At 62.0% G+C, this 19,177-nt stretch carries 19 protein-coding genes and 1 other RNA gene; 14 read left to right on the top strand and 6 right to left on the bottom strand.

Annotated features, from left to right (window positions below; genetic code table 11):
* Nucleotides 1–6: 6 nt before the first annotated feature.
* From AD659_RS09960 to AD659_RS09905, 12 genes are all read left to right on the top strand, one after another.
* Nucleotides 7–192 carry a CcoQ/FixQ family Cbb3-type cytochrome c oxidase assembly chaperone gene (locus AD659_RS09960; protein WP_003183474.1) on the top strand — a complete coding sequence of 62 codons (186 nt, stop codon included), beginning with the start codon at nucleotides 7–9 and terminating at the stop codon, nucleotides 190–192.
* Nucleotides 189–1,172 carry a cytochrome-c oxidase, cbb3-type subunit III gene (ccoP, locus tag AD659_RS09955; protein WP_053120678.1) on the top strand — a complete coding sequence of 328 codons (984 nt, stop codon included), beginning with the start codon at nucleotides 189–191 and terminating at the stop codon, nucleotides 1,170–1,172. The genes AD659_RS09960 and ccoP overlap by 4 nt, the downstream gene beginning before the upstream one ends.
* Nucleotides 1,173–1,324: 152 nt before the next feature.
* Complete coding sequence (locus AD659_RS09950) at nucleotides 1,325–1,579, top strand: type II toxin-antitoxin system Phd/YefM family antitoxin (protein WP_053120676.1); 255 nt, start codon at nucleotides 1,325–1,327, stop codon at nucleotides 1,577–1,579.
* Complete coding sequence (locus AD659_RS09945; RefSeq protein ID WP_053120671.1) at nucleotides 1,580–1,990, top strand: type II toxin-antitoxin system VapC family toxin; 411 nt, start codon at nucleotides 1,580–1,582, stop codon at nucleotides 1,988–1,990.
* Nucleotides 1,991–2,432: 442 nt separating this feature from the next.
* Entirely contained in the window at nucleotides 2,433–3,848 is a 1,416-nt protein-coding gene (gene ccoG, locus AD659_RS09940; RefSeq protein WP_053120669.1) for a cytochrome c oxidase accessory protein CcoG, read from the top strand.
* 11 nt (nucleotides 3,849–3,859) lie between these two features.
* On the top strand, nucleotides 3,860–4,399 hold the full coding sequence (locus AD659_RS09935; RefSeq protein WP_053121357.1) for a FixH family protein: 540 nt from the start codon (nucleotides 3,860–3,862) through the stop codon (nucleotides 4,397–4,399).
* Nucleotides 4,400–4,559: 160 nt separating this feature from the next.
* Entirely contained in the window at nucleotides 4,560–7,010 is a 2,451-nt protein-coding gene (locus AD659_RS09930) for a heavy metal translocating P-type ATPase (RefSeq protein WP_053120667.1), read from the top strand.
* 25 nt (nucleotides 7,011–7,035) lie between these two features.
* A complete protein-coding gene (gene ccoS, locus AD659_RS09925) occupies nucleotides 7,036–7,254 on the top strand; it encodes a cbb3-type cytochrome oxidase assembly protein CcoS (RefSeq protein ID WP_053120665.1) in 219 nt (72 codons plus the stop codon).
* Complete coding sequence (locus tag AD659_RS09920; RefSeq protein WP_053120663.1) at nucleotides 7,247–7,930, top strand: sulfite exporter TauE/SafE family protein; 684 nt, start codon at nucleotides 7,247–7,249, stop codon at nucleotides 7,928–7,930. The genes ccoS and AD659_RS09920 overlap by 8 nt, the downstream gene beginning before the upstream one ends.
* Before the next feature lie 300 nt (nucleotides 7,931–8,230).
* Nucleotides 8,231–9,613, top strand: coding sequence for an oxygen-independent coproporphyrinogen III oxidase (gene hemN / locus AD659_RS09915; RefSeq protein WP_053120661.1), 1,383 nt, complete (start codon nucleotides 8,231–8,233; stop codon nucleotides 9,611–9,613).
* A 94-nt stretch (nucleotides 9,614–9,707) separates the two neighbouring features.
* Complete coding sequence (gene fnr, locus AD659_RS09910) at nucleotides 9,708–10,442, top strand: fumarate/nitrate reduction transcriptional regulator Fnr (RefSeq protein ID WP_053120659.1); 735 nt, start codon at nucleotides 9,708–9,710, stop codon at nucleotides 10,440–10,442.
* Nucleotides 10,443–10,518: 76 nt separating this feature from the next.
* Complete coding sequence (locus AD659_RS09905; RefSeq protein ID WP_003199587.1) at nucleotides 10,519–11,067, top strand: adenine phosphoribosyltransferase; 549 nt, start codon at nucleotides 10,519–10,521, stop codon at nucleotides 11,065–11,067.
* A gap of 132 nt (nucleotides 11,068–11,199) precedes the next feature.
* Here AD659_RS09905 and recR read toward each other — a convergent pair whose 3' ends face one another.
* From recR to dnaX, 4 genes are all read right to left on the bottom strand, one after another.
* The gene (gene recR, locus AD659_RS09900; RefSeq protein WP_003199585.1) at nucleotides 11,200–11,802 is read right to left on the bottom strand and encodes a recombination mediator RecR; all 603 of its coding nucleotides are present in this window, start codon (nucleotides 11,800–11,802) and stop codon (nucleotides 11,200–11,202) included.
* Between the two features lie 66 nt (nucleotides 11,803–11,868).
* Nucleotides 11,869–12,903: an NADP-dependent oxidoreductase gene (locus tag AD659_RS09895; protein ID WP_053120658.1), complete on the bottom strand. Its 1,035-nt coding sequence runs from the start codon at nucleotides 12,901–12,903 to the stop codon at nucleotides 11,869–11,871.
* A gap of 175 nt (nucleotides 12,904–13,078) precedes the next feature.
* Entirely contained in the window at nucleotides 13,079–13,417 is a 339-nt protein-coding gene (locus AD659_RS09890; RefSeq protein ID WP_003183512.1) for a YbaB/EbfC family nucleoid-associated protein, read from the bottom strand.
* Between the two features lie 64 nt (nucleotides 13,418–13,481).
* Nucleotides 13,482–15,563: a DNA polymerase III subunit gamma/tau gene (dnaX, locus tag AD659_RS09885; protein ID WP_053120657.1), complete on the bottom strand. Its 2,082-nt coding sequence runs from the start codon at nucleotides 15,561–15,563 to the stop codon at nucleotides 13,482–13,484.
* A 144-nt stretch (nucleotides 15,564–15,707) separates the two neighbouring features.
* On the opposite strand from dnaX, the gene AD659_RS09880 reads away from it, so the two are divergent.
* Nucleotides 15,708–16,478, top strand: coding sequence for a substrate-binding periplasmic protein (locus AD659_RS09880; protein ID WP_053120656.1), 771 nt, complete (start codon nucleotides 15,708–15,710; stop codon nucleotides 16,476–16,478).
* Here AD659_RS09880 and AD659_RS09875 read toward each other — a convergent pair.
* The gene (locus AD659_RS09875) at nucleotides 16,424–18,172 is read right to left on the bottom strand and encodes a putative bifunctional diguanylate cyclase/phosphodiesterase (RefSeq protein ID WP_053120654.1); all 1,749 of its coding nucleotides are present in this window, start codon (nucleotides 18,170–18,172) and stop codon (nucleotides 16,424–16,426) included. The genes AD659_RS09880 and AD659_RS09875 overlap by 55 nt on opposite strands.
* Before the next feature lie 337 nt (nucleotides 18,173–18,509).
* Between AD659_RS09875 and AD659_RS09870 the strand changes: the two genes are divergently transcribed.
* Entirely contained in the window at nucleotides 18,510–18,824 is a 315-nt protein-coding gene (locus AD659_RS09870) for a helix-turn-helix domain-containing protein (RefSeq protein WP_053120652.1), read from the top strand.
* Between the two features lie 188 nt (nucleotides 18,825–19,012).
* On the opposite strand, the gene ffs is transcribed toward AD659_RS09870, so the two are convergent.
* An RNA gene (gene ffs, locus AD659_RS29180) (signal recognition particle sRNA small type) lies at nucleotides 19,013–19,109 on the bottom strand.
* Nucleotides 19,110–19,177: the final 68 nt, after the last annotated feature.

Genomic DNA, 19,177 nt, shown 5'->3' with positions numbered 1-19,177 from the left:
TTCTTCATGGATATCGGGATGATTCGCGGCCTGGGCACCGTCGTCGTGATGGTGGCCTTCATCGGTCTGGCCCTGTGGGTGTTCAGCCCCAAGCGCAAGTCGGAGTTTGACGACGCGACCTTGCTGCCGTTCGCGGATGATCCCGAAGCCATCAAGCACGTCGAGCAAGCTTCTAGGAGTAACAAAGAATGACTACATTCTGGAGTCTGTACGTCACAGTCCTCAGCCTGGGAACGATCTTCGCCCTGACCTGGCTGTTGCTGTCGACCCGCAAGGGCCAGCGCAGCGAAGCCACCGAAGAGACGGTTGGCCACTCCTTCGACGGGATCGAGGAGTACGACAACCCACTGCCGAAATGGTGGTTCATGCTGTTCGTGGGCACCATCGTGTTCGCCCTCGGCTACCTGGTGCTCTACCCTGGCCTGGGCAACTGGAAAGGCCTGCTGCCAGGCTATAACTACCTGGACAACGAAAAGCAGACCGCCTTCGCCAATGGCCAGAGCGGCTGGACAGGCGTGCACGAGTGGGAAAAGGAAATGGCGCGCTCGGACGCCAAGTTCGGTCCCATCTTCGCCAAGTTCGCCTCCATGCCGATCGAAGAAGTCGCCAAGGACCCGCAAGCCCTGAAGATGGGTGGCCGCCTGTTCGCCTCCAACTGCTCGGTCTGCCACGGTTCCGACGCCAAAGGGGCCTATGGCTTCCCCAACCTGACCGACGCCGACTGGCGCTGGGGCGGTGAGCCGGAAACCATCAAGACCACCATCATGGGCGGCCGTCACGCCGTGATGCCGGGCTGGGCTGCAGTGGTGGGCGAACAAGGCGTGGCCGACGTGGCTTCCTACTTGGTGACCGGCCTGCACGGCCGCAAGCTGCCGGAAGGCGCCAAGGCCGATCCGGCCAACGGCCAGAAACTGTTCGCGGCCAACTGCGTGGCCTGCCACGGTCCTGCCGGCAAAGGCACGCCCGCCATGGGCGCCCCTGACCTGACGCACCCGGCCGGCTTCATCTACGGTTCGAGTTTCGCTCAACTGCAGCAGACCATCCGCTACGGTCGCCAGGGCCAGATGCCGGCCCAGGCCGACCTGCAAGGCAACGACAAGGTCCACCTGCTGGCCGCCTATGTCTATAGCCTGTCTCACGGTGAAAAGGCTCCGGCCGCTGACGCCCAGTAAGACAAGTAGCTGATACACGAAAGGCCCCGCCAATCCGATTGGCGGGGCCTTTTTGTTACCGACAGAAAAACCTGGGCAAACCCGTTGCGCTTGCGGCCCCTCCATACCAGTAGTAACGTGCCTACATTCAAACTGAAAACGAGGGCACGCCCATGTCCATCACCACCCTCTCCAGCCGTGAATTCAACCACGACACAAGTGGTGCCAAAAAAGCCACCCGTGAAGGGCCGGTGATCATCACCGACCGTGGCAAGCCGGCCCATGTACTGCTAAGCATTGAGGAGTACCAGAAACTGACCGGCCTCGGCACCAGCATTGTCGAGTTGCTGGTCATGCCCGATGCGCCGGACATCGACTTCGAGACCGAGCGCGCCGTCATCACGCCCCGCCCGGTGGACCTTTCCTGAATGTTTCTACTCGATACCAACGTCATTTCCGAACTGCGCAAATCCCAGGCAGACAAGCACGTCCAGGCCTGGGCGCGCAGCGTTCCCGCTCCCAGCCTGTACGTCTCGGCAATTACCGTACTGGAATTGGAAACCGGCGTGCTGCGCTTCGAACGCAAGGACCCGACGCAAGGGAGCCGCTTGCGGGCCTGGCTGGATAATCATGTGCTGCCGGCCTTTGCTGGCAGGATCCTGGCGGTCGACCGCGCCGTCGCACTGCGCTGCGCTCGCCTGCACGTCCCCGACCGCAGCAATGAGTGCGATGCATTGATCGCCGCCACCGCGCTGGTCCATGGCCTGACCGTGGTGACCCGCAACGTGAGTGATTTCCAGAGCAGCGGCGTGGCGGTGCTCAACCCATGGGTTGGCTGATACATATTCGGCAGCCATCATAAGGTGGCCTTTTGTGGCGAGGGAGCTTGCTCCCGCTGGGTGGCGGTGTAGGAGCTGTCGAGTGCAACGAGGCTGCGATCTTGTTCCAGACAATTGAGTCCTGAGCGAAAGATCAAAAGATCGCAGCCTTCGGCAGCTCCTACGCGCAGCCGAGCGGGAGCAAGCTCCCTCGCCACAAAGCGGAGCGGCCTTCAGAGCGCGGTCTTCGTTTCGCCAACGCCATCGACTGTCTATAGTCAATTGATCTGGATCATGACTTGTTACATCCGCTACACCATTCGACCCAGACGCCCAACGCGACCAAAGGTCGCACCCTTGAGCCAGAGCGACAGGCGTATCATTGCGCCACTGCAATACCCTTTCTGACCGAGGTCGGCACGTACTGGCCCCGGCACTTTTCCACTGCCGTGGGATGCAATTGATGAGTAACCAGATTCCGGTACATGACGTTACCCCGCCTGCCAAGGACGCGAACAACAGCGTCGACCTGTACGCCTCTCGGGAAAAAATCTACACCCGCGCCTTCACCGGCCTGTTCCGTAACCTGCGGATGGTTGGCGGAGCGTTCCTGTTCCTGCTGTATTTCGGTACGGTCTGGTTGAATTGGGGCGGCCACCAAGCCGTCTGGTGGAACCTGCCAGAGCGTAAATTCTTTATTTTTGGTGCAACCTTCTGGCCCCAGGACTTCATCCTGCTGTCGGGGATGCTGATCATTGCCGCGTTTGGCCTGTTCTTCATCACGGTCTATGCCGGGCGGGTGTGGTGCGGCTACACCTGCCCACAAAGCGTGTGGACCTGGATCTTCATGTGGTGCGAAAAAGTCACCGAAGGCGACCGCAACCAGCGCATCAAGCTCGACAAGGCCCCCATGGGCGCCAACAAATTCCTGCGCAAGTTCGCCAAGCACAGCCTGTGGCTGCTGATCGGCTTCGTCACCGGCGTGACCTTTGTCGGTTACTTCACGCCGATCCGCGAACTGGTGTTCGAGTTTTTTACCGGCCAGGCCGATGGCTGGTCGTATTTCTGGATCGGCTTCTTCACCCTCGCCACCTACGGCAACGCCGGCTGGCTGCGTGAGCAGGTGTGCATCTACATGTGCCCTTATGCACGCTTCCAGAGCGTGATGTTCGACAAGGACACCTTGATCGTGTCCTACGACCCGCGTCGTGGCGAGAGCCGTGGCCCGCGCAAGAAAGGCGTCGACTACAAGGCCTTGGGCCTTGGGGACTGCATCGACTGCACCATGTGCGTCCAGGTCTGCCCTACCGGCATCGACATCCGTGACGGCCTGCAGATCGAGTGCATCGGCTGCGCGGCCTGCATCGATGCCTGCGACAACATCATGGACAAGATGGATTATCCACGCGGCCTGATCAGCTACACCACCGAACACAACCTCTCGGGGCAGAAAACCCATAAACTGCGCCCACGCCTGATCGGTTATGCGCTGGTGTTGCTGACGATGATCAGCCTGCTGGCGGCAGCGTTCTTCATGCGCTCGCTGGTGGGTTTCGATGTCAGCAAGGACCGCGTGCTGTACCGCGAAAACGCCGAAGGCCGGATCGAGAACGTCTACAGCCTGAAGATCATGAACAAGGACCAACGCGACCATACGTACATCCTGGACGCTGCCGGCCTGCCTGACCTCAAGCTGCAAGGCCGTCGGGAAATCAAGGTCGCGGCCGGCGAGATCTACAGCCAGCCGGTTGAACTGTCCAGCGCACCGGAACAATTGCCATCGAGCACCAACGAGGTGACGTTCATCCTCAAGGACGCCGATGACGAAAGCGTACATGTCGAAGCCAAGAGCCGGTTCATCGGCCCACAAACTCGTTGAGAGAAATGAACATGCCTGCAGCAACCGCCACCAGCCCTTGGTACAAGCACCTCTGGCCGTGGATCATCATTGCGATCCTGAGCTGCTCGGTGACACTGAGCCTGACGATGGTGACCATTGCGGTGAACAACCCCGACAACCTGGTCAATGACAACTATTACGAAGCCGGCAAGGGCATCAACCGCTCGCTGGAGCGCGAATTGCTGGCCCAGACCCTGCAACTGCATGCCAACGTGCAATTGGATGACGTGACCGGCGAAGTGAACCTGCGCCTGAACGGCGACAGCCGTCCCCAGACCCTGGAACTGAGCCTGATCTCGCCAACCCAGCCGGAGAAGGACCGCAAGGTCGTCCTGACCCGCAACGATAGCGAACCGGGGCGCTACGTCGGTCAGTTGACGGACAAGATCGAAGGCCGGCGCTTTGTCGAATTGCTGGGGGTGGAAAACGACAAGACCTGGCGCCTGTTCGAAGAAGAGCAGATCAACCACGACCAGGCCATCCTGCTTGGTGATGAGCCGCTGCAAGGTGCTGAGGACCTGAAAAAATAAGCTGCTCACAGCCCTGTAGGAGCTGCCGAAGGCTGCGATCTTTTTTTTTGATCTTTCGCTTGAGACTCAAGTGCCAGGGGAAAGATCGCAGCCTTCGGCAGCTCCTACAGTTCGTGTACCTCCTTGCAAGCCCACTATGCCAGGCCTTCATGCGATACCCATGACCACTCCACAGCCCTGCTACCACTGCGCCCTGCCCGTCCCCCCGGGCAGTCGCTTCACCGCCGTTGTCCTCGGTGAAACCCGCGAGCTGTGCTGCCCGGGCTGCCAGGCGGTGGCCGAAGCCATTGTCGCCGGTGGCCTGGAAAGTTATTACCAGCATCGCAGTGAAGCGTCGGCCAATCCAGAGACCCTGCCCGTCCAGTTGACCGATGAACTGGCGCTGTATGATCGCCCTGACGTGCAGCAGTCGTTCGTGCGTCATGAGGGCGAATTGGCCGAAACCACCCTGTTGATGGAAGGTATCAGTTGCGCCGCCTGCGGCTGGCTGATCGAAAAACAGCTGCGCAGCCTGCCGGCCGTGGCCGAGGCGCGATTGAACCTGTCCAACCATCGCCTGCATGTGCGCTGGGCCGACGCCCAGTTGCCGCTGAGCACGCTGCTCGCCGAGTTGCGCCAGATCGGCTACGTCGCCCATCCGTACCAGGCCGACCAGGCCTGCGAGCAACTCGCCGCACAAAACCGCCTGGCCCTGCGCCAGTTGGGCGTAGCCGGCCTGTTGTGGTTCCAGGCGATGATGGCAACCATGGCCACCTGGCCGGAATTCAACATCGACCTGAGCCCGGAGATGCACACCATCCTGCGCTGGGTCGCCCTGTTCCTCACCACGCCCATCGTGTTCTATAGCTGCGCGCCATTCTTCAAAGGCGCCATGCGCGACCTGCGCACCCGGCACCTGACCATGGACGTGTCGGTGTCCCTGGCCATTGGCAGCGCCTACATTGCCGGAATCTGGACGTCGATCACGGGTGTCGGCGAGTTGTACTTCGATGCCGTGGGCATGTTCGCCCTGTTCCTGCTGGCCGGCCGCTACCTGGAACGCCGGGCCCGGGAGCGCACGGCGGCCGCCACCGCCCAACTGGTCAATCTGTTGCCGGCCTCGTGCCTGCGCCTGTCGAATGACGGCCAGAGTGAACGCATCCTGCTCAGCGAATTGCGCACCGGCGACCGGGTGTTGGTGCATCCCGGGGCGGTCCTGCCAGCGGATGGCAAGATCCTCGAGGGTCAGTCCAGCATCGACGAATCGCTGCTGACCGGTGAATACCTGCCACAACCTCGGCACGTGGGTGATGCGGTCACCGCGGGCACGCTGAATGTCGAAGGCGCCTTGACCGTCGAGGTGCTGGCCCTCGGACAAGACACTCGGCTGTCGGCGATCGTGCGCCTGCTGGAGCGGGCCCAGGCCGAAAAACCGCGACTGGCGGAAATCGCTGATCGCGCCGCCCAATGGTTCCTGCTGTTCTCCCTGGTCGCCGCGGCGGCCATCGGCCTGTTGTGGTGGCAGCTGGATGCCTCGCGGGCCTTTTGGATCGTATTGGCAATGCTTGTCGCCACCTGCCCCTGCGCGTTGTCCCTCGCCACGCCCACCGCCCTCACCGCCGCCACCGGCACCTTGCACAAACTTGGCCTGCTGCTGACGCGCGGCCATGTGCTGGAGGGCCTGAACCAGATCGACACAGTCATTTTCGACAAGACCGGCACCCTCACCGAAGGCCGCCTGGCGTTGCGCGCCATTCGGCCATTGGCGGGCCTCGACAGCGATCAGTGCCTGGGCTTGGCCGCCGCCCTCGAAAACCGCTCGGAACACCCCATCGCCCGGGCGTTCGGCCGTGCGCCATTGGCTGCCGAGCACGTGCAAAGCACCCCGGGGTTGGGGCTCGAAGGTCTGGTGGCGGAGCAGCGCCTGCGCATCGGCCAGCCCGGTTTTGTTTGCGAACTGAGTGACGCTCCCGTACCGCAGATGCCAGACGAAGCCGGACAATGGCTGTTGCTGGGCGATGAGATCGGACCACTGGCCTGGTTCGTCCTCGATGACCGTTTGCGCGACGATGCCCCGGCCCTGCTGGCCGCCTGCAAGGCGCGGGGCTGGCGGACGCTGCTGCTGTCGGGCGACAGCTCACCGATGGTCGTCAGTGTCGCCGCCGAGCTGGGCATCGATGAGGCCCGGGGCGGCCTGCGCCCGGATGACAAGCTGGCCGTGTTGCAACAGCTGCACCAACAAGGTCGCAAGGTGCTGATGCTCGGCGATGGCGTGAACGACGTACCGGTACTGGCAGCCGCGGACATCAGTGTCGCCATGGGCTCGGCCACCGACCTGGCCAAGACCAGTGCCGACGCGGTGCTACTGTCCAACCGCCTCGAGGCCCTGATCCACGCCTTCAGCCTGGCCCGACGCACCCGCCGGGTGATCGTCGAGAACCTGGTGTGGGCAGGGCTGTACAATGGCCTCATGTTGCCGTTCGCTGCCCTCGGCTGGATCACGCCGGTGTGGGCCGCGGTCGGCATGTCCATCAGTTCGTTGACCGTGGTGTTGAATGCCCTGAGGTTGACCCGCCAACCCAAGGCGCAGGTTTTCGCCGCCACGCCCGATACCCGCCCGCTGCCGGCCTGAGCCGCGCGGGCATGGAGTTCCGACAATGCCAGCTCTTTACGTGATGATCCCGGCCGCGCTGCTGATCGTGGCCGTCGCCGTGTACATTTTCTTCTGGGCCGTGGACAGCGGGCAGTACGACGACCTCGACGGTCCGGCCCACAGCATTCTGTTCGACGACCAGGACCCGAACCACAAGGCGGCGGTGGACGAAGCCAGTGGCGAGGCCCGCAAGCCGGACGACAAGGCCCCGCCCCATGCTTGACCTGGCACCGCTGCTGGTTTCAGCCGTCATCCTTGGCCTGTTGGGCGGCGGCCATTGCCTGGGCATGTGCGGCGGCCTGATGGGCGCCCTGACCCTGGCGATTCCCAAGGAACAGCGCAGCCGCCGTTTTTGGTTACTGCTGGCGTACAACCTGGGGCGGATCCTGAGCTATGCCACCGCCGGGTTGTTGATCGGCCTGGCCGGATGGGCCGTGTCCAACAGCCCGGCGGCGATGATCATGCGGGTATTGGCCGGCTTGCTGTTGATCGCCATGGGCCTGTACCTGGCGGGTTGGTGGAGCGGGCTGACCCGCATCGAAAGCGTGGGGCGTGGCTTGTGGCGGCACATCCAGCCCGTCGCCAACCGCTTGCTGCCGGTGTCGAGCCTGCCCCGGGCCTTGCTGCTCGGCGCCCTGTGGGGCTGGCTGCCGTGCGGGCTGGTCTACAGCACCCTGCTCTGGTCCGCCAGCCAGGGCAATGCCCTGGACAGTGCGCTGCTGATGCTCGCCTTCGGCCTGGGTACCTGGCCGGTGCTGCTCGCCACCGGCCTGGCCGCCGAACGCATCACCGCCCTGCTGCGCAAACGCAGCGTGCGCATGGCCGGCGGGTTGTTGGTGATGGTCTTCGGGATCTGGACACTGCCAGGACCGCATCAGCATTGGCTCATGGGGCATTAATGATGTGTAGGAGCTGGCGAAGCCTGCGATCTTTTGATCTTTGATCTTTGATCTTTGATCTTTTGATCTTTCGCTTGAGACTCAAGTGGCTGGGGAAAGATCGCAGCCTCGTTGCACTCGACAGCTCCTACGCAGCTCCTACGGACGCAGCCGAGCGGGAGCAAGCTCCCTCGCCACGAGTTTTGAGTTGCTTGGACTAACATCATCGACAGCTCCGATGCGCCGTTGACGCAAATCAAAACCGCCCCGCCCCTATCGCCCTAGACTCGCCCTATGCCAGCCTATCCGGGGAACACCCGCATGCTCGACGCCATCCGTTGGGACTCAGACCTGATCCGCCGCTACGACCTGGCGGGACCACGCTACACCTCGTACCCGACTGCGGCGCAGTTCGGCGGCCAGGTGGGCACCTTCGACCTGCTCCATGCCCTGCGTGACAGCCGCAAGGCCCGGCGACCACTGTCGCTGTATGTGCACGTGCCGTTCTGCGCGAACATTTGCTACTACTGCGCCTGCAACAAGGTCATTACCAAGGACCGCGGCCGCGCCCACGCCTATCTGCAGCGCCTGGAACAGGAAATCCAGCTCATCGGCTGCCACCTGGACCCCACCCAGCGCGTCGAACAGTTGCACTTTGGCGGCGGCACCCCGACGTTCCTCAGCCATGACGAACTCCGGCAACTGATGGCCTCGTTGCGCAAGCACCTGAACCTGCTGGACGACGATTCCGGCGACTACGGCATCGAGATCGATCCCCGGGAAGCCGATTGGTCGACCATGGGCCTGTTGCGTGAACTGGGGTTCAATCGGGTCAGCATCGGCCTGCAAGACCTCGACCCGGCGGTGCAACGCGCCGTCAATCGCCTGCAGAGCCTGGAAGAAACCCGCGCCGTGGTCGAGGCTGCCCGGACCTTGCAGTTCCGTTCGATCAACATCGACCTGATCTACGGGCTACCCAAGCAGACCCCGGACAATTTCGCCCGCACCGTCGAGGAAGTCATCCACCTGCAACCGGACCGGCTCTCGGTATTCAACTATGCCCACCTGCCGGAACGCTTCATGCCCCAACGGCGCATCAACAGCCAGGACTTGCCGAACCCGGAGCAGAAACTGGCGATGCTGCAACGCACCATCGAACAACTGACCGCCGCCGGCTACCGCTACGTCGGCATGGACCACTTCGCCCTGCCCGACGACGAGCTGGCCATCGCCCAGGAAGAGGCCACGTTGCAGCGCAACTTCCAGGGCTACACCACCCATGGTCATTGCGACCTGATCGGCCTCGGGGTGTCAGCCATCAGCCAGATCGGTGATCTGTACTGCCAGAACAGCAGCGACCTGAACCATTACCAGAACACCCTCGCCGACGGGCAACTGGCAACCAGTCGCGGACTGATCTGCAATGCCGACGATCGGTTGCGACGCGCGGTGATCCAGCAATTGATCTGCCATTTCCACCTGGCCTTCGCTGACATCGAACAGCGTTTCAATGTCGATTTGCGCAGTTACTTCGCGCCGCTGTGGCCGCAATTACAGGCGATGGCCGAGGATGGACTGATCGAATTGGATGATGTCCACCTCCAGGTACTGCCCGCAGGACGCCTGCTGGTGCGATCTGTGTGTATGGTGTTCGATGCCTATTTGGAGCGGCACAATCGCCAACGCTTCTCCCGCGTCATTTGAGCGCGACAATTTGACGAGGCAAGCGCACTGGCCGGAGTCCCTGAGCTGGGGTACCCTTACGCCTTATGTGTGATTTCCCACAAGGATTTAAGAAATGTCCGAGCCAGTCAAACTGCGCGCCCACAACCAGGCCCATTGCAAGGATTGCAGCCTGGCCCCCCTCTGCCTGCCACTTTCGTTGAATCTGGAGGACATGGACGCGCTGGACGACATCGTCAAACGGGGCCGCCCGTTGAAAAAAGGTGAATTCCTGTTTCGCCAGGGCGACGCGTTCGATTCCGTTTATGCCGTGCGCTCGGGCGCCTTGAAAACCTTCAACTTGAGCGATGGCGGCGAAGAACAGCTCACCGGCTTCCACCTGCCCAGCGAACTGGTGGGCCTGTCCGGCATGGACACCGAGACCCATCCGGTCTCGGCCCAGGCGCTGGAAACCACTTCGGTGTGCGAAATTCCCTTCGATCGCCTGGACGAGCTGGCCATACAGCTGCCACAACTGCGCCGCCAGTTGATGCGGGTCATGAGCCGGGAAATCCGTGACGATCAGCAGATGATGCTGCTGCTCTCGAAAAAAACCGCCGACGAGCGTATCGCCACGTTCCTGGTCAACCTCTCGGCACGCTTCCGTGCCCGCGGGTTCTCGGCCAACCAGTTCCGCCTGAGCATGTCGCGCAACGAAATCGGCAATTACCTGGGCCTGGCGGTGGAAACCGTGTCCCGGGTGTTCACCCGTTTCCAGCAGAACGAGTTGATTGCCGCCGAAGGCAAGGAAATTCACATTCTCGACCCGATCCAGCTCTGCGCCCTGGCTGGCGGCTCGATCGACGGCTGATGAACCTGCGCGGCTGAGGGATTGGCCTGGCCGCGCTATACTGCCGCGTTTGCAGCCCTGCCAGGACACCTCGACGATGGTCTTTGACTCCTTCGACATCAAATCCCTGATCCGCCCAGTGATCGATTTCCCCAAGCCCGGCGTGATCTTTCGCGACATTACCCCCCTGTTCCAATCCCCGACCGCCTTGCGGCTGGTCATGGACAGCTTTGCCCACCGCTATGTCGAGGCTGAGTTCACCCATATTGGCGCGATGGATGCCCGCGGCTTCCTGATCGGCTCGATCCTGGCCTATCAGTTGAACAAGCCGCTGATCCTGTTCCGCAAGCAAGGCAAGCTGCCGGCCGACGTGCTGGCCGAGGGTTACCAGACCGAATACGGCGAAGCCTTCCTCGAAGTACACGCCGACAGCCTGTGCGAGGGTGATTCAGTGGTGATGTTCGATGACCTGATCGCCACCGGCGGCACGCTGATCGCCGCCGCCAACCTGATCCGCCGCATGGGCGCCAAGGTCCACGAAGCCGCGGCGATCATTGATTTGCCGGAACTGCTTGGCTCCCAGCGCCTGGAAGACATGGGAATTCCGACGTTCTGCCTGACGCAGTTCTCGCTCAGCGAAAAATAACCCTCGTAAACAAAGAACAACCCCTGTGGGAGCGAGCCTGCTCGCGATAGCGGTGTGTCAGTCAACATCAATGCTGGCTGACGCAGCGCTATCGCGAGCAGGCTCGCTCCCACCAGGGGGTTAGGGTGACGGCTATAAGGCGATCGGCTTGCGCCCCGCAAACGAGTGCGCCAACGTCCCGCCGTCCACCAATTCCAGCTCCCCACCCAACGGCACGCCGTGGGCGATGCGAGAGGCGATCAGGCCTTTGTTGTTTAGCAACTGGGCGATGTAATGGGCGGTGGCTTCGCCTTCGACCGTAGGGTTCGTGGCGAGGATGACTTCCGTAAACGTGCCCGCCTCTTCGATCCGCGCGATCAACTGTGGAATGCCGATGGCTTCGGGCCCCAAACCGTCGAGCGGGGATAAATGGCCCTTGAGCACGAAATAACGGCCACGGAAACCGGTCTGCTCCACGGCATACACGTCCATCGGCCCTTCCACCACGCAGAGCAGGCTGTCGTCCCGACGCGGATCGGCACATTGCGGGCAGAGGTCGTCTTCGGTGAGGGTGCGGCATAAACGGCAATGCCCCACGCCTTCCATGGCCTGACTCAAGGCCTGGGCCAGGCGGGAACCGCCGCTGCGATCACGCTCGAGCAATTGCAACGCCATGCGCTGGGCAGTTTTCTGACCCACACCCGGCAACGTTCGCAGGGCATCGATCAGTTGGCGAATCAAAGGGCTGAAGCTCATGGAGGAAATGTCCGACATAACAACGAGACGCGGTTTATACCCGCGCCTCCGATTAGCGTCAAATACTCAATCCTGGGCGACCCGCACCACCAACTTGCCGAAGTTGCGCCCTTCCAACAGGCCGATAAACGCCTGTGGCGCATTTTCCAGGCCGTCGACCACGTCCTCGCGGAACTTGACCTTGCCGTCGCGCACCCACGGAGCCATGGCACTGACGAACTCCGGCTGACGATCACCGTAGTCGTCAAACACAATAAACCCCTGGATCCGCACGCGCTTGGTCAGCAAGGTGCGCTGCAGTTGCGGCAAGCGATCCGGACCGCTCGGCGTTTGATGATCGTTGTAGGACGCGATCAGGCCACAGAGCGGGATCCGCGCCTTGGCGTTGAGCAACGGCACGACGGCATCGAAGACCTCGCCGCCGACGTTTTCGTAATAGATGTCGATGCCCTTGTCACAGGCCCGTGCCAGTTCCTCGGCAAAATTCGCGCTCTTGTGGTCGACACAGGCATCAAAGCCCAGCTCGTCGACCACGTACTTGCATTTCTCGCTACCCCCTGCGACCCCGACGACCCGCAGGCCCTTGATCTTCGCCACCTGGCCAACCACCGAGCCCACGGCACCCGAAGCCGCCGCGACCACCAAGGTTTCCCCTGCCTTGGGCTGGCCAATGTCCGTCAGCCCCATGTAAGCGGTCATGCCCGGCATGCCCAACACACCCAGGGCCATCGATGGACTGGGCAGCCCGGAGGGAATGGGCATGACGTTGCGCCCGTCGCTGATGCTGTGGGTTTGCCATCCCGTAGCGCCGACCACCAGATCGCCCTCCTGGAATTTCGGATGCGTCGAACGCTCGACGCGACTGACGGCGCCGCCAGTCATCACTTCGTCGATTTCCACCGGAGCGGCGTAGGAAGGTGCGTCACTCATGCGTCCACGCATGTAGGGGTCCAGGGACAGGAACAAGGTCTTGAGCAGGATCTGCCCTTGCGCCAGGTCCGGTAGCGTCACGTGCTCCAGGCGGAAATTGTCCGGGTTCGGGGCTCCGTGGGGACGCGAGGCCAGGACGATGCGCTGGTTGGTGGTCGATGCTTGTGACATGGAAGCGTCTCCTTGATCGTTGAGTGGCACGTATAGGGAGCAGACCATTGCCGAGGGGGCGGCGTTCGATGTTTGTTCAGTTGGACCGCAGCGACCGCTATATCTGAGACAGAAACAAAAATGCCAGGCGCGATGCCTGGCATTGTGTGTAGCCCATCCCGACCGGGATGGCGAATCAGAACGGCAGTTTCATGCCCGGCGGCAGTTGCATGCCAGCCGTCATGCCAGACATCTTGTCCTGGCTGTTGGCTTCGATCTTGCGCACCGCGTCATTGACGGCGGCGGCGAACAAGGCTTCGAGCATTTCCTTGTCGTCTTCGCTCAGGCCTTCGACCACGCTTGGGTCGATGCTGACGCGCTTGATGTCGTGGCGACCGGTCATGACCACGGTCACCATATCGCCGCCGGACTTGCCGGTGACTTCGGCGTTGGCCAGTTCTTCCTGCATCTTGGCCATTTTTTCCTGCATCTGCTGCGCCTGCTTCATCAGGCCGGCCATGCCACCTTTCATCATGGGAATCACCTCGAAAGTACTTGGATAAACAACGCGCCCGGCCCGTTCGGCCCGGCGCCTTCAGTTATGAGCCCTGGGTGACCGGGGCCTCGACAGGTTCGATAGTATCGTGACGGACCACAGCGCCGAACTGTTGCATCATCTGCTGGATGAATGGATCGCCGTGAATCGATTCCTCGGCCTCGCGCTGACGGTCGGCACGGCGGCGGGACGCGGCTTGGGCCGGGGTCTCCTGCTCGGGCTTGATCAGCTCGATGGTCAACGTCAGGGTACGCTGGTGGTACTGGTTCAGCGCATCGTTGAGGCGACGTTGCTGGGTCGCGTTGAACAATGCGCTGTGGGCCGGATCCAGGTGCAGCAGCCAGTGGTCGCCTTCCACGGCGATCAGCGTGCAGTTGGCGGCGATGCTGCCGGTCATGCCACTGATCGGCAGTTTAGGGAACAGTTCCAGCCATTGCAGGGCCAGCCCGGTGGCCGGCATCGCCGCCGGCTCCGGCTCGGGCTCCGGGGCCGGTTCGGCGGCGTGCTCGCTGGCCAGGTCGTCCAGGTAGCTGTAGGCCGAATCCATGTCCGGCTCGATGTAGTCCTCGTCCAGCGGCGGCTCGTCGTCCAGGTCGATGCCCGGCGTGGCGACATCGACGTCGGCCACCGTCGGCTCGGGCACTGGCGCGGCGACCCACTCCGGCGCATCGGGCACCACGCTGTCCGGCGTCGGCAGCGGCATCGGCGACAACTCAGGCGGCTCGGCGACGGTCTCCAACACCGGCTCGAAGACCGGCTGCTGGACCACTTCCGGCTCGACCGGGTCGTTCCAAGGCAGATCGATGACTTCTTCGATGACGGGCTCAGGCTGCGCCTCGACGACCGGCTCGGGTTCCGGCTCAGGCGTCGGGACGACAGGTGCCGGCGCCGGAGTTGGTTGAGCGACAGGTGCCTGCGCGGCCGGAGCCGAAACCGCTGCCGGCGCAACGACGGGCGCGGCAGCCACTGGCTTGGCGGAATCAGCTGTGGCCTGGCTGATCCCCACTGGCTTTAGCGCTTGCCTCGGCGCGTCCGCCGTGTCGGCTGGCCGGAACGCCAGCATTCGCAGCAGGACCATTTCGAAGCCACCTCGCGGATCCGGCGCCAGGGGCAGGTCACGACGGCCGATCAGGCCCATCTGGTAATAGAACTGCACGTCTTCGGCCGGCAGCGCCTGGGCCAGGGCCAATACGCGATCACGGTCGCCATGGCCGTTGTCGACGCCTTCAGGCAACGCCTGGGCGATGGCGACACGGTGCAGCACGTTGAGAATTTCCGAGAGCACGCCATTCCAGTCCGGGCCCTGCTCGGCCAGGTGACGCACCGCCTCGAGCAGCGCCTTGGCGTCGCCTTCGATCAGCGCATGCAGGACGTCATAGACCTGGCCGTGGTCGAGGGTGCCGAGCATCGCCCGGACATCGGCGGCCATGACCTTGCCTTCGCCGAAAGCAATGGCCTGGTCGGTCAGGCTCATGGCGTCGCGCATCGAACCATCGGCAGCGCGGCCCAGCAGCCACAGCGCATCGTCTTCGAATGGCACGTTCTCGACGCCCAGTACGTGGGTCAGGTGCTCGACCACCCGTTCCGGCGTCATGTTCTTCAGGGAGAACTGCAGGCACCGCGACAGAATCGTTGCAGGAAGTTTCTGCGGATCGGTGGTTGCCAGGATGAACTTGACGTAGGGCGGCGGCTCTTCAAGAGTCTTGAGCAGCGCATTGAAGGAATGGCTGGAGAGCATGTGCACTTCGTCGATCAGGTAGACCTTGAAGCGCCCACGGCTCGGGGCGTACTGCACGTTGTCGAGCAGTTCGCGGGTGTCTTCGACCTTGGTGCGGCTGGCGGCGTCGATCTCGATCAGGTCGACGAAGCGGCCCTCGTCGATTTCACGGCAGACCGAACACTCGCCACAAGGCGTCGAAGTGATGCCGGTTTCGCAGTTCAGGCATTTGGCGATGATCCGCGCGATGGTGGTCTTGCCCACGCCACGGGTCCCGGTGAACAGGTAGGCATGGTGCAGCCGCTGGCTGTCCAAGGCATTGATCAGAGCCTTGAGCACATGGGTCTGGCCGACCATTTCGCGGAACGAGCGCGGACGCCATTTACGTGCAAGAACCTGATAACTCATCGAAAACCGTCGCAACGAAGGAACATAAGCGGCTAATGCTAGCGGAGCAGGGGCGAAATTGCATCCGGTGTGCTCGTCTAATCTGACTAAGCTTGGTTGGGGAGCTCGGTTGTCGACGCGGTTTTACACAGTCAGGGAGAGTTTATGCGCTCAGCCATGGGGGCTTTGCTGTTGTTGGGGACCAGTTGTCTTGCCGAAGAGGCCCCCTTGCGTTTCGCCATTACCGACGGCTGGGCGATGCCCATGGTGCAGATCGAACGAGGCCGTCCGACCCAGGGCATCATTCCCGATATCATGACCAGCCTGGCGACCCGGGTAGGAAGGCCGGCGCAATTCCACGTCCTGTCCCGCGCCCGGCTCGACGGCGCCATGGAACATGGCGAGATCGACATGCGCTGCTATGTCAGCCCCGATTGGGTAAAAAACAATGGCGATTACCTGTGGAGCATCCCGTTGTTTTTCCAGCGCGACCTGCTCGTCGCCCCGATCAGCGCGACGGCGGCGGTCACGCCAGCAACGCTGTCGCACCAAGCCATCGGCACAGTGCTCGGCTATAGCTACCCGACCTTGCAACCCTTGTTCGACACCGGTCAACTGCACCGCGACGATGCCCGCAGCCAGGAACAAGTGCTGGCGAAACTGCTGGCCGGGCGTTATCGCTATGGGGTCACCAACCAATGGGCGCTGGACTGGTTCAATCAACGTCACGCCACAGACCGGCAACTTCATGAGGTGGCTGTCCTGCAGGAACAGCAGTTGAGTTGCTACGTGCGCAACGATGCGGACATTCCCGCACAGCGCATTCTGAGAACACTGCTGAACATGAAGACGTCCGGAGAGATCGACGCGATCATCCAGCTTTACACTGGCCGCAGTGAAGCATCGCGAGCCAGGAGCGAGGCGCCCTCGCCCTGATCGCCGGGCCGCTGTTGCCATTGCGAAGGTGGGATGAACCCCTGCACCCAGGCGGGTATCTGTTCGGGCGGCATGGGCCGGGCGATGAAATAACCTTGTGCCACCTCGCAACCCAGGCTCAATAGCAACTGGCCATGCTCCAGGCTGTCCAGCCCCTCGGCGACCACCTCGCGGCCAAACGCCCGGGCCAGGCCGATCACCGCTTCGGTCAGCGCCAGGTCGTCGCGGTCATCGAGAATGTCGCGAACGAAAGTCTTGTCGATCTTGATGGTTTGCGTGCGCAGGTGCTTGAGGTCATTGAGCGAGCAATAGCCGGTGCCGAAACCGCCCAGGGAAAAACCCACGCCCAACGCCTGGCATGCCTGGAGGCAGGCGCTGACGTGGGCAAGATTCTCCACGGCGACGGACTCGACGATCTGCAGATCCAACAGGTGTGGCGACACCGCCGGATGCCGCTCCAACACCTGCCGCAGCCGCTCGACAAAGTCCGCCCGCTGGAAATGCCGCGCCGAGATATTGATGCTCACCGGCCAGCCCTGCCCCACTTGCTGCCATTGCTGCAACTGGATCAAGACCTGTTCCATGACCCACTCGCCGATCTCGACGATCAGGTCAGTCTCTTCCACCAGGGGCAGGAACTCCCGAGGCGGCACCAGGCCACGTTGCGGATGCTTCCAGCGCAGCAGCGCCTCCAGGCCGACCACAGTGCCATGACGCATATTGACCTTTGGCTGGAAATGCAGCCGCAGTTCGTTATCGGCCAATGCCTGGCGGACCCGCTCGACCGTCTGGTAAGTGGCCCGTACTTCCTTGTCCCGAGACACATCGAACAAGTGGAAACGATTGCGGCCGCTTTGCTTGACCACGTACATCGCCTGGTCGGCGTGACGCAACAAGGTCTCGGCGTCTTCGTTGTCCCACGGGAACAATGTGACGCCAATACTGGCGAAGACCTTGATGTCCTTGCCATCAATGCCATACGGCATGGAGACGGCAATCAACACCCGGTTCAACGCGGCGTGCAGCTCTTCCATCCCGCGCACATGGCGCAACACCAGCACGAACTCGTCCCCGCCCAGCCGCGCCACCACGTCCTCGCCACGCACGATGCTGCGCAGGCGCCTGGCGACCTCCACCAGCAGCCGATCACCGCTGGCATGACCATAGCCGTCATTGACCGCCTTGAAGCCATCGAGGTCGAGCATGCACACCGCCAGGGGCAGGTTCTCCGCGCGGGAAAACTCCAGGGCCTGGTCCAGCAGATCCGACAGATAAGTACGATTCGGCAGCCCGGTCAGCACATCGTGACCGACCCGCCATTGCAGCGAATGCAGCAGGCGACGCTTTTCGCTGACATCGAAGCGAATCGCCAGGTAGCGCTCGATCTGGCCGGTCTCGTCGTCGATCACCGGCACCAGGGTGGTGTCGACCCAGTGCAGCGTGCCGTCCTTGGCCCGGTTGCAGATTTCCCCTTTCCAGACCTGGCCCAGGGCAATGGTGCGCCACATGGCGCTGAAGAACTCGCCAGGGTGCTGGCCGGAATTGAGCAGGCGATGGTTGGCGCCCAGCAACTCATCGCGTCGGTAACCAAAAAGGCTGCAAAATTGATCGTTGACGTAGGTAATGCGCCCGCTCAGATCGGTCTCGGAAAAAATCGCGGCGGCGTCAACGGCCCTGCGGTACTTCTTATCCATCGAAGCAGTCATCCATGAGTCAGGCTCATTTGTCGCGCGCGGTTGCACCGCCTTCAAGACAGGCGAAAATCAACTAGGCTCAAACACTTTGAGAGAAGCAGGAGCGCGGGCCCGGTGGTGCCAAGGGAGGGCTCAGCCCTTGCCTTGTATCGTGACAAGAAACACAAGGCCCGGTCTCTGCACACACCTCAGCTTCGCAAAGCTGGTCACCAAATACCCGCGCCAAAGGCCGATTCTACGAAACACATCACACTTTGCAAAGCAAGGTGATGGATCACGCGGTTGCCTAATGCGAAAATCTATCGTTAAGTTCTTGATTCTAAATGGGAATTAAGCGATGCAAATTTCAAGTTTGGGTCCGGCCATCAGACGCTACCGCAAAGTAGCGGGGCTTACTCAGGCTGAACTTGGCGAAAAAACCGGTTTTGACCCTAAAACCATCAGCCGCTTCGAAACCGGCACCTACACCCCCAGCGTCGAAGCCTTGTTCCTGCTTGCCAATGTGCTGGATGTGCAACTGAAGGCCTTTTTTGCCGACATGGCCGATGAGGACGAACAGCGGGCGTACCTGTTCGGTGTCATACACAAAGCCACCCCGAAGGACCTGGGAAAGCTGATTGCAGCGGTTGACCAGGCCTTGTCCAAGCCTTGATGCAGATGTGAAAGAAAGCCGGGCCCGTCCATGCGAGACAGGCCCGGCTTCACTTTGACGCTCACTTGCGCCCTGTCCAACCAAAACCTGGACAGCAGAAAGCACCGATCGGTACCGATCAGCAAAACAAAAAGAGATTTTTAATTTGGCAAACCTTGCGAATGAAGGCTTGGGCGTTATGGAGGCAACCCCACCAGCCACACCCCGGCACACAATGTTCCCGCTGTGGCTGCTTCCTTCCGGATCTGACCAGGTTCACGGGTAATCGTTGCGGGGGGACCGATGGGGTCACCATAACGACGCCCGCCTGACGGCGAGCCGCGCCATTGTACCTATCTGGCAAGAAGTTACAA

The sequence above is a fragment of the Pseudomonas thivervalensis genome, from assembly GCF_001269655.1.
Lineage (GTDB): Bacteria > Pseudomonadota > Gammaproteobacteria > Pseudomonadales > Pseudomonadaceae > Aquipseudomonas > Aquipseudomonas thivervalensis.
The sequence above is the reverse complement of the archived record's forward strand: the minus strand, read 5'-3'. Positions and strand labels throughout refer to the sequence as shown.

What these genes read in the sequence shown, in the direction of transcription:
- AD659_RS09950 (WP_053120676.1), top strand. Translation starts at nt 1,325, where the DNA reads ATGTCCATCACCACCCTCTCCAGCCGTGAATTCAACCACGACACAAGT.
- AD659_RS09880 (WP_053120656.1), top strand. Translation starts at nt 15,708, where the DNA reads ATGCGCTCAGCCATGGGGGCTTTGCTGTTGTTGGGGACCAGTTGTCTT.
- AD659_RS09930 (WP_053120667.1), top strand. Translation starts at nt 4,560, where the DNA reads ATGACCACTCCACAGCCCTGCTACCACTGCGCCCTGCCCGTCCCCCCG.
- AD659_RS09960 (WP_003183474.1), top strand. Translation starts at nt 7, where the DNA reads ATGGATATCGGGATGATTCGCGGCCTGGGCACCGTCGTCGTGATGGTG.
- AD659_RS09895 (WP_053120658.1), bottom strand. Translation starts at nt 12,903, where the DNA reads ATGTCACAAGCATCGACCACCAACCAGCGCATCGTCCTGGCCTCGCGT.
- AD659_RS09905 (WP_003199587.1), top strand. Translation starts at nt 10,519, where the DNA reads ATGGTCTTTGACTCCTTCGACATCAAATCCCTGATCCGCCCAGTGATC.
- hemN (WP_053120661.1), top strand. Translation starts at nt 8,231, where the DNA reads ATGCTCGACGCCATCCGTTGGGACTCAGACCTGATCCGCCGCTACGAC.
- AD659_RS09935 (WP_053121357.1), top strand. Translation starts at nt 3,860, where the DNA reads ATGCCTGCAGCAACCGCCACCAGCCCTTGGTACAAGCACCTCTGGCCG.
- ccoG (WP_053120669.1), top strand. Translation starts at nt 2,433, where the DNA reads ATGAGTAACCAGATTCCGGTACATGACGTTACCCCGCCTGCCAAGGAC.
- AD659_RS09920 (WP_053120663.1), top strand. Translation starts at nt 7,247, where the DNA reads ATGCTTGACCTGGCACCGCTGCTGGTTTCAGCCGTCATCCTTGGCCTG.
- recR (WP_003199585.1), bottom strand. Translation starts at nt 11,802, where the DNA reads ATGAGCTTCAGCCCTTTGATTCGCCAACTGATCGATGCCCTGCGAACG.
- AD659_RS09875 (WP_053120654.1), bottom strand. Translation starts at nt 18,172, where the DNA reads ATGGATAAGAAGTACCGCAGGGCCGTTGACGCCGCCGCGATTTTTTCC.
- dnaX (WP_053120657.1), bottom strand. Translation starts at nt 15,563, where the DNA reads ATGAGTTATCAGGTTCTTGCACGTAAATGGCGTCCGCGCTCGTTCCGC.
- fnr (WP_053120659.1), top strand. Translation starts at nt 9,708, where the DNA reads ATGTCCGAGCCAGTCAAACTGCGCGCCCACAACCAGGCCCATTGCAAG.
- AD659_RS09945 (WP_053120671.1), top strand. Translation starts at nt 1,580, where the DNA reads ATGTTTCTACTCGATACCAACGTCATTTCCGAACTGCGCAAATCCCAG.
- ccoS (WP_053120665.1), top strand. Translation starts at nt 7,036, where the DNA reads ATGCCAGCTCTTTACGTGATGATCCCGGCCGCGCTGCTGATCGTGGCC.
- ccoP (WP_053120678.1), top strand. Translation starts at nt 189, where the DNA reads ATGACTACATTCTGGAGTCTGTACGTCACAGTCCTCAGCCTGGGAACG.
- AD659_RS09890 (WP_003183512.1), bottom strand. Translation starts at nt 13,417, where the DNA reads ATGATGAAAGGTGGCATGGCCGGCCTGATGAAGCAGGCGCAGCAGATG.
- AD659_RS09870 (WP_053120652.1), top strand. Translation starts at nt 18,510, where the DNA reads ATGCAAATTTCAAGTTTGGGTCCGGCCATCAGACGCTACCGCAAAGTA.